This is a genomic window from Algibacter lectus, assembly GCF_004368925.1.
Classification (GTDB): Bacteria; Bacteroidota; Bacteroidia; order Flavobacteriales; family Flavobacteriaceae; genus Algibacter; species Algibacter lectus.
Map to the genome: position 1 here is coordinate 37,313 of NZ_SORL01000007.1, position 12,772 is coordinate 50,084.

Annotated in this window: 12 protein-coding genes and 1 pseudogene; 11 read left to right on the top strand and 2 right to left on the bottom strand. The window is 33.0% G+C overall.

The window, feature by feature from the left end; translation table 11 throughout:
- The first annotated feature begins 6 nt into the window (after positions 1-6).
- Positions 7-729: a pirin family protein gene (locus tag DFQ06_RS01200; RefSeq protein WP_133965566.1), complete on the top strand. Its 723-nt coding sequence runs from the start codon at positions 7-9 to the stop codon at positions 727-729.
- Positions 730-814: 85 nt separating this feature from the next.
- On the opposite strand, the gene DFQ06_RS01205 is transcribed toward DFQ06_RS01200, so the two are convergent.
- Positions 815-1,999, bottom strand: a complete 1,185-nt coding sequence (locus tag DFQ06_RS01205) for an MFS transporter (protein ID WP_133965568.1) — start codon at positions 1,997-1,999, stop codon at positions 815-817.
- Positions 2,000-2,273: 274 nt separating this feature from the next.
- Between DFQ06_RS01205 and DFQ06_RS01210 the strand changes: the two genes are divergently transcribed.
- Positions 2,274-2,456, top strand: coding sequence for a CAL67264 family membrane protein (locus DFQ06_RS01210; protein WP_042494706.1), 183 nt, complete (start codon positions 2,274-2,276; stop codon positions 2,454-2,456).
- A gap of 61 nt (positions 2,457-2,517) precedes the next feature.
- Positions 2,518-4,209 carry an energy-dependent translational throttle protein EttA gene (gene ettA, locus DFQ06_RS01215; protein ID WP_074936405.1) on the top strand — a complete coding sequence of 564 codons (1,692 nt, stop codon included), beginning with the start codon at positions 2,518-2,520 and terminating at the stop codon, positions 4,207-4,209.
- 376 nt (positions 4,210-4,585) lie between these two features.
- On the opposite strand, the gene DFQ06_RS01220 is transcribed toward ettA, so the two are convergent.
- Positions 4,586-4,783 carry a hypothetical protein gene (locus tag DFQ06_RS01220; protein WP_231961824.1) on the bottom strand — a complete coding sequence of 66 codons (198 nt, stop codon included), beginning with the start codon at positions 4,781-4,783 and terminating at the stop codon, positions 4,586-4,588.
- Positions 4,784-5,155: 372 nt separating this feature from the next.
- Here DFQ06_RS01220 and DFQ06_RS01225 point away from each other — a divergent pair, with 372 nt between their 5' ends.
- The 8 genes and pseudogenes from DFQ06_RS01225 (at position 5,156) to DFQ06_RS01255 (ending at position 12,664) form a co-directional block, all read left to right on the top strand.
- A complete protein-coding gene (locus tag DFQ06_RS01225) occupies positions 5,156-6,499 on the top strand; it encodes a coiled-coil domain-containing protein (RefSeq protein ID WP_042503782.1) in 1,344 nt (447 codons plus the stop codon).
- A gap of 213 nt (positions 6,500-6,712) precedes the next feature.
- Positions 6,713-7,180, top strand: a complete 468-nt coding sequence (locus DFQ06_RS01230) for a hypothetical protein (RefSeq protein ID WP_133965570.1) — start codon at positions 6,713-6,715, stop codon at positions 7,178-7,180.
- 34 nt (positions 7,181-7,214) lie between these two features.
- Entirely contained in the window at positions 7,215-8,279 is a 1,065-nt protein-coding gene (locus tag DFQ06_RS01235) for a hypothetical protein (protein WP_042494708.1), read from the top strand.
- Between the two features lie 139 nt (positions 8,280-8,418).
- On the top strand, positions 8,419-8,622 hold the full coding sequence (locus tag DFQ06_RS19625) for a four helix bundle protein (RefSeq protein WP_317129995.1): 204 nt from the start codon (positions 8,419-8,421) through the stop codon (positions 8,620-8,622).
- Positions 8,607-8,729 (top strand): annotated as a pseudogene (locus DFQ06_RS19630) (four helix bundle protein); the annotation flags it as partial. The gene DFQ06_RS19625 and the pseudogene DFQ06_RS19630, both read left to right, overlap by 16 nt.
- A 113-nt stretch (positions 8,730-8,842) precedes the next feature.
- Positions 8,843-10,804, top strand: coding sequence for an AAA family ATPase (locus tag DFQ06_RS01245; RefSeq protein ID WP_133965572.1), 1,962 nt, complete (start codon positions 8,843-8,845; stop codon positions 10,802-10,804).
- Entirely contained in the window at positions 10,794-11,390 is a 597-nt protein-coding gene (locus DFQ06_RS01250) for an NUDIX domain-containing protein (protein ID WP_133965574.1), read from the top strand. The genes DFQ06_RS01245 and DFQ06_RS01250 overlap by 11 nt, the downstream gene beginning before the upstream one ends.
- Positions 11,390-12,664: a hypothetical protein gene (locus DFQ06_RS01255; protein WP_133965576.1), complete on the top strand. Its 1,275-nt coding sequence runs from the start codon at positions 11,390-11,392 to the stop codon at positions 12,662-12,664. The genes DFQ06_RS01250 and DFQ06_RS01255 overlap by 1 nt, the downstream gene beginning before the upstream one ends.
- The last annotated feature ends 108 nt before the right edge of the window (positions 12,665-12,772 follow it).

Sequence of the window (12,772 nt, forward strand, 5' to 3'; positions counted from 1 at the left end):
AATACTATGAAAACAATAATTCATACAGCAGATAGTAGAGGGTTTGCTAATCATGGATGGTTGCAGGCCAATCATTCTTTTAGTTTTGCTAATTTTCATAATCCAGAAAAAGTAAATTTTGGAGCTTTACGTGTTTTAAATGATGATGTTATAGCTCCTAAAATGGGCTTTGGCACGCATCCGCATGATAATATGGAAATTATTACTATTCCGTTAAAAGGCGTGCTAAAACATCGCGATTCTATGCACGATGCATGGCAGGCGGTTTTACCTGGTGAAGTTCAAATTATGTCGGCCGGAACAGGTTTAGAACATTCTGAAATTAATGGTTCGGTAGACGATCATTTATCTTTATTTCAAATTTGGGTCATACCAAATAAGGAAAACGTAACGCCTAGATATGATCAAAAAATGTTCAATGTAGATGAAAGGAAAAACAAACTTCAAATCTTGGTAACCTCAATAGATGAAGTCCATGATGAAAGTTTAAAAATTCATCAAGATGCGGTAATTTCTAGAATAGATTTGGATAAAGACAACACCTTCAGTTATAATTTGAAATCTGAAAATCATGGTGTTTATGTCATGACGATTTCTGGAGAAGTAATCATCAATAATTCACTTTTAAATTCTAGGGATGCCATAGGTGTTTCAGAAACAAATACATTTGAAATTCACTCAAAAGAAGATGCTAGTTTACTTTTTATAGAAGTACCGATGTTGTTCTAAAACTTTGAAAATTAAGATATAAAAAAAGACTGTTTAAATTAAATTTAGACAGTCTTTTTCATTTTGAAAATATTTTAAATTGCTATTAAGAGTAGCACGCTTTCATTTTATTTTTCCGCTTAAAGCGATAATTTCTATATAGAATAATTCCGAAGGCAATAAAAACACCAAAAGCCGCCATACCTGCGCCAACCCAATCGGCCGATGTATAACCATAACCCATTGCAATTGGTAAGCCCGCAAAGTAAGCACCAGCTGCATTACCAACATTAAAGGCGCTTTGGTTTAGTGAAGAGCCTAAAGTTTCGGCGCCTTTAGAAGCATTTATAATGGCTAGCGAAATTGGAGTTGATAAGCAAAATGTTACCATGCCAATTACAAATGTCATCACTAAAACCATAACTTTATCGGAAGCTAAATAGGTGTTTAATACTAAACAAACAGCCATAAATACAAGTGTGATTAATACCGCCATTATAGGTTGGAGTTTTTCGGCAAGTTTGGCACCTATAACGTTACCGATAACCATACCTAATCCCGCAAGAATCATGGCATAAGACACCACTTGTTTATCATGCCCTGCAACGTCGGTAATTAATGGAGCAATATAGCTGTACCAAGCAAAGAAGCCTCCAGTACCTATGGTTGTTAGTAATATAATAAGCCATAGTTCTAAACGCTTAAAGATTTTAAACTCTTTAATAAAACTATTTTCTGAAGATTGTTTTAAAGTAGGCATCCAAAATTTAACTGCTAAAACAGCCAAAACACCAACAATACCAACCATTAAAAAAGAAACATTCCAGTTAAAATGCTTACCTAAATACGTTCCTAACGGAACTCCTAATAAGTTCGCAAAGGTTAAACCACTAAACATTATGGCGATGCCTTGTGCTTCCTTTCCTTTTTTAGATAATTTACCGGCAACTACAGCTCCAATTCCAAAGAATGCACCATGTGGTAAGCCTGATAAAAAACGTAAGACTATAAAAGAATTATATCCAGTTGCGAAAGATGATAAGGTGTTAAATACTGTAAACCATAGCATTAAAAGCAATAGCACTTTGTGTGCCGGCCATTTGCTACCTAAACCGGTAAGTGTTGGCGCACCAACAACTACACCTAAAGCATAAGCCGAAATAAAATGTCCGGCCATAGGGATACTAATATCAAAAGAGGTTGCTATATCGGGTAATATACCCATAATTACAAATTCGGTAAGGCCAATTCCGAATCCGCCAATAGCTAAAGAAAGTAGGGCTTTGTTCATTCAATTAGATTTTAATCAACTGCAAAAATAGGAGTTACAAGCGGTGTTGATTATGGTTTTATTACTAAATAAAAGTTAATTGAGAAGTGTTTAATATAATTGGTGAAAAGTGATTAAAAGAATAAGAAAGGCGTTCGTGTTTTGCTTTATTCTTATATTTCTAATTCATACATGAATAAGTAATCTTTAAAAAATATAATGAATAGAACTTTAGTTTTACTGGTAAAAATCCGATATTTGCCTTTAGACTAACCATCAATACAAGAGAAAGAATATGGCAATGAATAAAAACACGGTTTTAGCTTGGGCTACAATCATAATGATTTTCGTAGGATTAGGTTTAATAGCATTAGGCGCTTTTCGATATGATGATGTTGCTGGCTGGGGTTTTGCAGCTGTAGGTTTCGGCTTTTTTGCTGTGGCTTGGGTGTTTAACGCGCTAAAAGGACGTGTTTAAATTTAGAATTTAAACACAATAATTAAAATCTTAAACCATTTTAAATAGATAATTACAAAAAATGAGTGACGATAAAAAAATAATATTTTCAATGTCTGGTTTAACCAAGACATTTCCGGGTGCAAATACACCTGTATTAAAAAACATTTATTTAAGTTTCTTTTACGGAGCTAAAATTGGAATTTTAGGTCTTAACGGATCGGGGAAATCGACTTTGTTAAAAATTATCGCCGGTGTCGATAAAAACTATCAAGGTGATGTTACGTTTCTTCAAGATTATTCAGTTGGGTATTTAGAACAAGAACCACAATTAGATGATGATAAAACTGTAATAGAAGTTGTGCGTGAAGGTGCTGCCGAAACGGTTGCTATTCTTGATGAGTACAACAAAATTAATGATCAGTTTGGTTTAGAAGAAGTATATTCTGATGCTGATAAAATGGAGAAATTGATGAACCGCCAAGCGGAACTTCAAGACCAAATCGATGCGTCTAACGCTTGGGAATTAGATACTAAATTAGAAATTGCTATGGATGCGTTACGTACTCCAGATGGCGATAAAAAAATTGGTGTATTATCGGGTGGAGAAAAGCGTCGTGTAGCATTATGTCGTTTACTTTTACAAGAACCAGATGTATTACTTTTAGATGAGCCTACCAACCACTTAGATGCAGAATCTGTACATTGGTTAGAGCATCATTTGGCACAATATAAGGGTACTGTAATTGCTGTAACGCACGATAGATACTTTTTGGATAACGTAGCAGGTTGGATTTTAGAACTAGATAGAGGTGAAGGTATTCCATGGAAAGGAAACTACTCATCTTGGTTAGATCAAAAATCTAAACGTATGGCTCAAGAAAGCAAAACAGCTTCTAAACGTCAAAAAACGTTAGAACGTGAGCTGGAATGGGTACGTCAAGGAGCAAAAGGGCGCCAAACGAAGCAGAAAGCACGTTTAAATAATTACGACAAATTAATGAGTCAAGATCAAAAACAACTTGACGAAAAATTAGAAATATACATCCCGAACGGACCTCGTTTAGGTACCAATGTTATCGAAGCTTCTGGTGTTGCCAAAGGTTACGATGATAAGTTGTTGTATGATAATTTAAACTTCAATCTACCTCAAGCTGGCATAGTTGGTGTTATTGGGCCAAATGGTGCTGGTAAAACCACTATTTTTAGAATGATTATGGGTGAGGAAACTCCAGATAAAGGTGAGTTTAAAGTTGGAGATACGGCTAAGTTGGCTTATGTAGATCAAAAACACTCTAATATAGATCCAGAAAAAACAATTTGGCAAAACTTTAGTGATGAGCAAGAATTGGTAATGATGGGCGGAAAGGAAGTGAATTCTAGAGCTTATTTAAGTCGATTTAATTTCTCTGGTGGTGAGCAAAACAAGAAGGTGAAATTACTTTCAGGTGGAGAGCGTAATCGTTTGCATTTAGCTATGACGCTTAAAGAAGAAGGAAACGTATTGCTTCTTGATGAGCCAACCAATGATTTAGATGTAAATACATTAAGAGCTTTAGAAGAAGGTTTAGAAAACTTTGCAGGTTGTGCTGTTGTTATTAGTCACGACCGTTGGTTTTTAGATCGTATCTGTACACATATCTTAGCTTTTGAAGGCGATTCGCAAGTCTATTTCTTCGAAGGTAGTTTCTCTGATTATGAGGAAAATAAAAAGAAACGTCTTGGTGGAGATTTAATGCCAAAACGAATTAAGTACAAAAAACTAGTTAGATAATTTTTCTACAGTATAAAATTAAAAAAAAAATGCCCACTGAAAAGTGGGTGTTTTTTTATGATAAATTTTATGTAAATGGTTTTTTTTAAGCGTGTTCTGCGTTTGTTTTTAACGCCCTCAATTCCGTTTCTAGTAGAGAGTTTTTCTTTTTTAATTTATATACCTTGTATAGGTTTAATGTAAATAAAACTAACATTGTAATAAATGCGATAGAGAGAATTGAAATTAGAGTGTTTAAGCTATTTAGGTGCTCTGTTGTATTCTGCATATTATGGGGTTTACGAATTATAAATTCATGGGTTTATATTTTCTAAAAAAACAGTTTGTTTTCTTTGTAATCTAAAAACGCTCAAAATAATATTAGTATTCAAAACAGCTATTTTTTATCGTACATGTGGCTTTGTGTAAAATCTTTGTAAGGCTTATCTTTTTCATCTTCTATTTGAGGATTCATGGCTTCTAAGCGCTCATTCTCCTTCTGTAGCAAATAAGATTTTCTCACACCAAGGCATAGCAGTGCGGCAAAAAAGATAAGTACAATAGTAAGTATAGTTGCGATTGCAGATTGGGACACAAGTACAATTGTTAACGATACTATATGTAGTTGAAAATTCAACATGTTTTTCGTAAAGTATAATTAATAGCTCACCAAAGATAATGTTTTTTTTATAAGGTTTTTCCTCTATTTAATTATTATTCACAACTTTATCAAAGTTTTTTACTACAAAAATGAGCTTCTATTTGTCTTTACAGTAGGGGTTTAAACTAAAAATATAAAAGGAGGTGTAACATTTTTTTAAAGTGATAGACTTATATTTTGTAGGAATTAAAAGTGAAATTTAAACACCAAAAGAACTATATTTTGGTTTTACTTTTACAACTCACAAATTTTACCGAAATTGCTTACGCAAAAAAAATGTTTAATCTTAAATAATAAAGTATCAGTATGTCCGACGATTTTGATTTATTAGAAACCTCTTCCAACGAAAAAACAGAAAAAGTAGATGTCAATTGGGGAAAAGCCATAGACACCATGAAATCTAAATTGTCTCAAGAGGATGACCCAGAAGTGCGTCAAAAAATTCTAAACGCCACCTTGGACGATGTTGTTCATATGGCAGAAAAAGACCGTTCTACACTTTTAGATGCTATTAAAGATTTAACAGATTATCAAGATGAAGTTGGTATTATGTTCGAAAAATTTTCAGCATTAAATCCAACAGAACAAAAAGTAATCGACGATGCTCAAAAAGCATTAGAGCGTGCTAGAATAGAGTTAGAGGATGCCGAAAATAAGGCAGACACTTGGTGGAATAATCTATGGGGACGTAAAAGCAAAATTAAAAAAGAACAAGCCGAATATAAAGAAGCCGAGAAAGTACGTGCAGGAGCCGATAATAAGGCCAAAGCTATGTTTCAAGAGCGTATAGAAAGTGCCGATATACAAACACTTTTAAGTGAGTTGTCATACAAATCTCAAGCTGCAGTAACACGTTTAAAAAATCGTGAAGTAGAAATTAAAGAGGTTGAAGAAAAACTAAAAGATGCTATTGTAGAAGCTTCTAAAAACCATACTAAAGCTTTAGAGAAAAAGAAAGAAGTAGAAGGAAAGCTAGAAGAGCAGTACGCTTTATTAAAACAAGCGCGCCAAGAACTAGAAGATATTGCCGATAAACAATCTACTGAGTATTCTGAGGCTATTGGTAAAATGACGGCTTTAGAGCAAAAAGTAGAAGAGTTGGAAGGTCTTAAAAACGCTTATACTACGCTAGCTGCCAGTAAAGATAGTTTTGTGCACAAGCATAATTTAACAATAAAAGTATTAACGTCTTTACGTAGCAACTTGCAAACGCATCGTGCAAAATTAAAGTCGGATACCGAAGAACGTCTTAAATATTACGATGGTTATGTTGTGGCTTTAAAAGCTAGAACCGATCAAGAATTTGCTGCAATTCTAGAGCATTTAGGTGTAAAAACCGATGAGCATATTGGCCAAACCTTAGCATCTATGCATACTGCAAGTGCTAAAGCGCGTCAAGATATGATGGACAATATACCTGTTCACGAAAAAGTTATGCAAGGTGTTTACAGCAGTTATGCAGAGGCTTTACAAGAAATTCGTGCTAAAGATGGTGAAATTCAAAAAAACTTTGCAGAGCGTTATGGTATCGACATGAAAGAAATTTTCGAAGATTATTACAAAGCAGATGCAAATGCACCACAAGGTGATGGTGGCGAACCAGCAGGAAAGCCAAAACCAGAAGCTACCGAAGACGATTTGCTAAGCTAAAAAAGTAAAGAACAAAACACTTATAAAAAAGTGGGCGTTCCTTTTTACAACACTGCAAGGTTTTTTTATTAAACCTTGCAGTATCGTAAAAAGTCAGGCTTTCACTACGCGCTCCCTCCTAAGGTCGAGGAGCTCAAACAGGCCGTTCAATCCTTAAAGCAGGATTATATCAAAGGCCAGTTTTTAAAACAGATGTTACTTTAAAATAGCCAAATGAAATCATTACAAATCATCATTGTTTTATCTGCTTTTATCACCTTAACATCTTTTAAAACTAAAGCTACTTTCCAACCTAGCACAAACCATACAATAACAAGTATCAACCAAAATCAGGATGATAAGGACTTTATTGGTAAGTGGATTCAAAATAGTTATTCACCAGCCGCTAAAAAATATAGAGCTAGTTCTATTCTCGAAATTGATTTAAAAAAAGATTATACTGCTCATTTTTTAATTTCCAAAGGCGATGAAATTAAAACGATTATAGGGGCTTGGAGCACTAAAGAAACCGAGAATTCCATTAAAATTATGGGGCCAAACGCCAATTTAGAAAATGGGGTTATTCTTGAATATTTAAGAAACGGAAAAGATTTAAGTGTAATTCACCTATCCAGAAGCATAAAGGCAGGAAAGGTGTTATTAAAAACAGGCGATGTTATTTTCGAAAGAACATCAAAATAAACAATCTGTAAAGATTCATATTTAATTAAAATAAATGTCAATAAACCAAATAGTTACACCATTAGACTCTGCCATTCTCGATTCCAAGGAGCAGTATGTCTTTTATCATAAAATGGTCGACTTTGTTTTTAAAGAACTTATAGTGGCCGTGCAAAGGCAAAAACTTTGTAATGAGCAAGAAGTTCAGTTATTCAAGCAATATTCAGATTTACTATTATATTCCATCGAAGCCATGCGTATTAAATATATGTATGACGATGAAGATAATATGAAAGTCGATTTAACCGAGTCTGGTTTTCCAAATTATTTAGAATTCCGGTATCTGTTTAACGATCTAGAATTGCGTCAAGAATATTTAGAAAAGCTAACACCAATAGCAACTTTAAAAGAAGATTTTTTAAACACTCTAATGCACAAAAAACAACCAATTTCTAAACGAAAGTTGTTTCAAGCGGCATCTATTGTGTATTATTCATCAGTAAAGAAAGAATATATTTTTAATCGTTTTGTACAAGGCAAAATATTGGGCGCACCGCAGAACTCGATAGCAGATTTATTAATAAGCTGGTCGTTTTTTGATGTGTCGTTAAACAGACCGTTTATCTGTTTTATGTACTTTAATTATGATGGTAGCCGAATAAACGATTACAAGGATGAAATTTACGAGGTCTTAAAAACCACATCAGATCGTAAAATGTCGTTAGATACTATGGCGTATACCATAGATAGGAAATTGCCTAAAGTATCTCCTAAACTTATAAAGCGTGTTGATTTGGGACCTATACACAACGTATTTGCAAAAGATGAAAACTTAGTAACCCATACTATTTTAGAATCTATTGCTAAAAAGGAAATTCCCTTAGAGTCTTATGCCATTTCTTTAGAAATAGACGAAGTTGCATCTGGAAGTGAATTTAAAGAAGGTAGTTTTTTTAGCAAGCAAACCCTCCAAAAATGGGATACGGTATTTAAGCAGAAATACATTTTTGCACCACACCGTATTATTCAATTATTATACAATAAAACGCCAGAGTTGTTAGACGGATTAGCGAAAGCACCGTTTGAAGTCTCGGGTTTAAAAATAGATATTAAAAAGTAGAAAAGTACTCAGTTGCAGTATTCAGTAGGCAGTCATAGCGTATTTGAATGTGAAGGAGGAAAAAAGTATAAAGTAGAAGAATTGAAATAAAATGAGTTTTAAAACATTATTGGCTTATCAAAAAGGATTCGATTTAGCGATGGAAATATTTCATCTCACTAAAAGCTTTCCTAATTCTGAGCAATATGCTTTAATTTCTCAAATAGTCAGATCAAGTCGATCGGTATGTTCAAATATTGCTGAGGGTTATAGAAAACGCCAGTATGAAAACATTTTAAAAGTAAACTATCCGATGCGGATAGTGAAAATTCCGAAACACAATTATGGCTCGATTTTGCATTAGCTTGCGATTATATTTCAAAAGAAAAAAGACAAGAATTACAATATAAAAGTGAAGAAATAGGGAAACTCATTAATTACATGATGAAAAACCCAGAAAAGTTTAACTAAAAAAAGCAGAGAATATTTAAAGAAAGATTAGATACCAATACGTTAATACAGAGAACTGTTTTACTGAGTATTAGTGACTGATTACTGAAAACTGAATACTGCGAACTAAAAAAATGGAACACAACTCAACTTTCCCGATAAAACTTACCGAACTCGATATGCTTCGCGACGAGGCTTCATCATACTTAAAAAGTGTGCAATGGGAGCAAGGCTCAAGAGCGAAAAATAAAGATAAGGATGCTAAAGACGAATCTATTTTACTCTATTTATCTAGAGCAAATAGCGGTTCTTCGGTAGATATTACCTCGGTTTCTAAAACGATTTTAGCCTTAAAAAAGCGATTATTGCCCGATTCTGTAGCGCTTCCTATTCATTTAAATCAAACTCTTTATGCTGTGCAGGAAGGGATTACTTTGGGCATTTGGATTAAGGATAGCTATTATGATGCTTCGGGATTATCTAGTTTAAACGAAAATAAATCGGCTTTAGATTCTAACGGAAAACGTGAGTTTGAAAGTAAAATGCATACTGCAACGGCGTTCATGTTATTTTCTACAGCTTATAAAATTCTAAACGATTTAAAACCTTTTGCTTCAGACGATTTATCGGTTATGAAACAGAAATTTGCCGGTATTCCGGAGGTTTCATTGTTATCACCTTTAAAAGGAATTGCGTGTAGTTTGTTTTATTTTGATAAATACCTTGGACACCCGGAAATTGTAAAGTCTGATAAAGATGTTATCGATTTTACAGTGGTATATTTTGAGGCTTTAATTGGCGAAATTCAACTTAGAAAAAGTAGTTTAGAGTATACGGAAACCATTGAAGATAGAACGTATAAACTCGAAAAATCGGAGTTTGCTATATCTGGCTGGAATAATGTGTTTTCGGGAACTGCCAAAAGTATTGAATTCAACAAAATAAAATTTGAACAAATTGTAGGTAACCGAGATGCGAAGCACTTTGCGCGTCGTTTAACAGAGCGTATGCTGAGTTACGATTTTACGGCAAAAAAGAATCCGTTTCAGGAACTTGGAGGGTTTATGCCCGTTTTTATGGGCTACGGAATTCCTGGTACAGGAAAAAGTATGCTTATAGCTGCTATTGCGACACGTTTAAAAGAGCATTGCGATAATTTAGAAATCCCGTTTTTGTTTCACCCTATGCCAGATACTTTAATTTCTACATTCCAAGGTGGATCGGCAGAAAAAATGGTAGAGTGGATGAAACCGATGCAAGATCCTGCAAAATTGATTTTTGCACCTATTGATGATGCCGAAAATAATTTACAAGAGCGTACAGCTCAAGGCGTATCTGCAGGTGTAAAAGAAGTTATTGGCGTGTTTTTACGTTATACAGAAGGCGCTTATGCCGTAAATTATGGTAACAGTTCTATTGGTTTGTTCACTAATTTACCCGAAATGCTAGATAAAGCCGTGATTTCTCGTGTACAAGGTCGTTTTAAAATTGATGGAGCCCGAACGGAACACGATTTTTTAGATCAAGATTACATTTGGTGGAATAAACTAAACCAATCTTTACCCGATTTTGTAAACATGGAAAACCCTGAAAGTTATAAGTATTTAAGTGATCAAGGGCTTTCTAAAAACATGGGTGAAATATTAAATACATCTAGCAAACCTAGTGAAGCTAGAGTGCATGCTATTTGCGATAAGGTGGAAGCTAAATTTAAAAGTAACGAGCATTTGTTTTATGCTAATTTGTATCAAGAAATGCAAAAGGCTTTTCCGTTCTTTTCATCTCGTGATGTTAGAAATATTCAGTCTGCTATTTCTTTACGTCTTACCGATTTTGATTTAGAAGAAAGCTGGTTTGAAAACCCTGAAACTTATTTCAAACAAGATTACGACACCAAGTTTAATATGCTTCAGGAAGTGATGAAAGGGAATATGAAAGGTTTAGATTTTTCTGAAATTAGACGTCAGGAAGTAGTACGTTATTTAGATAACGTTGCCACTATTGCCGATACCGATTTTAAGCGCAAAGTTGACGCTAGAGTAAACCAATTAAATATAGAAACAGCAGCAAGAAAAACTTTTGAAAATGGCATCTAATAGATTAAAAAATATAAAAAGCACGTTGCTTTCTGATAATTATTACATTCTTAAAAAATTAAGTTTTGACTATTTAATGTCTAACGGTACTTGGGTTAACCAAATGCGCGAAGTTTACGATAGAGGAGATGGCGCAGGAATTTTACTTTACAATACCGAAAAGCAAACGGTTATTTTAACCAAACAGTTTAGAATGCCTACATATCAAAACGATAATGAGGATGGCTTTTTGGTAGAAATTACTGCAGGGATGTTGGATAAAGACAATCCGGAAGACTGTATTATTAGAGAAACAGAAGAAGAAGTAGGTTACCGTATAAATAAAGTAACCAAAGTTTACGAAGCCTATACGTCGCCTGGTGTAATGACCGAGAAAATGCATTTTTTTATTGCGGAGTATACCGATGATATGAAGGTGAGCGAAGGCGGCGGTGTAGAAACTGAAACTGAAGATATTGAAGTGCTAGAATTACCTGTTGAAGAAGCGATAGAGATGCTTAATAATGGTGAAATTCAAGATATGCGGACTATTGTTTTGTTGCAGTATGCTATTATTAATAATTTAGGTTTAATCAATAGAAACTAATGAAGGAAATCTTTGTTTTAATTTTAACTGTAATTTCATTAAACGGTTTTGCTCAAAAAGAAACTAAGGTTTTGTTGGAGAAAAATGATTCTAAATTAGAATTGCACGAAGACATTTTAGAAAGTAAAATTGATAGCCTGAGCCAGAAGGTAAGGGAGATACAAGAAGTAAATAGTCATTTAAGAATACAAAATGATAGTATAAGGAAATCGACGGCAGATATTTATAAGTTAATACATAGTCCTGAAAATGAAATTTTTAAAGACTTTATTTATCCTATTATCTTATCCATCTTGGCTGCAATAATATTTTGGTTGGTTTTTTCTTTTTTACCTCAAAATAGACGTGTAAATAAAGTAAGAATAAAAATAGATAAAGACTTTATAAAAATTTTGAATGATTTGTTTGCTTTATTTGATATAATTTTGAATTCAAAATTCCCAATAGCATCAGGTTATCAGAATAAAATAATAGCAGGTAAAATCACAAAAGAAGATATAAAAATTGGACTTCAGAATAAATGTATGAATGAATCATTTTTATATGATGAAAATATAAAAGATAAACTGGACCCAATAGGTAGAAGGCTTTTTGGTAGAAGTTTGAATATCGAAAAAACTATTGATAGAATAAATATATTTAGTGATTATCTAAACACAAATGAGATAATTTTACTTGATGAAATTCGAAATAAACTTAACACATATGATCTAAGTGATTATGGTATAAATGCAATGATGAATTTAAATGGAAAAGTAGTACATGCTGTAAATCCAAGTTTAAGTTATATGTTAGATAACCTCAATGATTTATATCAAAGTTCTATTGAAATTCAGAAAAATGTATTTAAAAATAAATTGGTTGATAGAGGAGTATTAATGAAAAAAATAAAATTTTATTACTTTAATGGTGAGTATGGCAAAGCTCTAAGTTACATAGATAATATTGAAATAAGGAATAATGAAGTTAGAGACATGTTGTTATTTTACAAATTAGATATTGCCCTAAAACAAAATAGTGATAAAGTTTTATTGCTTGCGGAAGAATTGTTTTCATATAGGCCAAGTTTAATTTCTTATAGAAATCATATTTCAATTTATATGAAAAATAAAACTATCGAGAGTATTATTAATAAGAATTATAATGATTTAGAGTTGAGTGAATTGAGTGATTTGGTTTTAAAAGAAATTACATATAGAGAAATGCACTTGAAACAGGCAATGGAGTTAGAGAACTATTATAATTCTCTGATAAAGAAAACTAAAATGAAATAAAGAAGATAATTATTTGAAATAGTTTTTTTACATAACTAATAAGTTGACAAGAGAGTAAAAAAGAATGTAATAATTACTGAATCAAAGTATACCGTGAGTAATAATAAG

Bases quoted from the DNA above. Each gene is read 5' to 3' on its own strand.
- DFQ06_RS01255 (WP_133965576.1), top strand. From the start codon at position 11,390: ATGAAGGAAATCTTTGTTTTAATTTTAACTGTAATTTCATTAAACGGT.
- DFQ06_RS01200 (WP_133965566.1), top strand. From the start codon at position 7: ATGAAAACAATAATTCATACAGCAGATAGTAGAGGGTTTGCTAATCAT.
- DFQ06_RS01235 (WP_042494708.1), top strand. From the start codon at position 7,215: ATGTCAATAAACCAAATAGTTACACCATTAGACTCTGCCATTCTCGAT.
- DFQ06_RS01210 (WP_042494706.1), top strand. From the start codon at position 2,274: ATGGCAATGAATAAAAACACGGTTTTAGCTTGGGCTACAATCATAATG.
- DFQ06_RS01250 (WP_133965574.1), top strand. From the start codon at position 10,794: ATGGCATCTAATAGATTAAAAAATATAAAAAGCACGTTGCTTTCTGAT.
- ettA (WP_074936405.1), top strand. From the start codon at position 2,518: ATGAGTGACGATAAAAAAATAATATTTTCAATGTCTGGTTTAACCAAG.
- DFQ06_RS01245 (WP_133965572.1), top strand. From the start codon at position 8,843: ATGGAACACAACTCAACTTTCCCGATAAAACTTACCGAACTCGATATG.
- DFQ06_RS01225 (WP_042503782.1), top strand. From the start codon at position 5,156: ATGTCCGACGATTTTGATTTATTAGAAACCTCTTCCAACGAAAAAACA.
- DFQ06_RS01205 (WP_133965568.1), bottom strand. From the start codon at position 1,999: ATGAACAAAGCCCTACTTTCTTTAGCTATTGGCGGATTCGGAATTGGC.
- DFQ06_RS01230 (WP_133965570.1), top strand. From the start codon at position 6,713: ATGAAATCATTACAAATCATCATTGTTTTATCTGCTTTTATCACCTTA.
- DFQ06_RS19625 (WP_317129995.1), top strand. From the start codon at position 8,419: ATGGAAATATTTCATCTCACTAAAAGCTTTCCTAATTCTGAGCAATAT.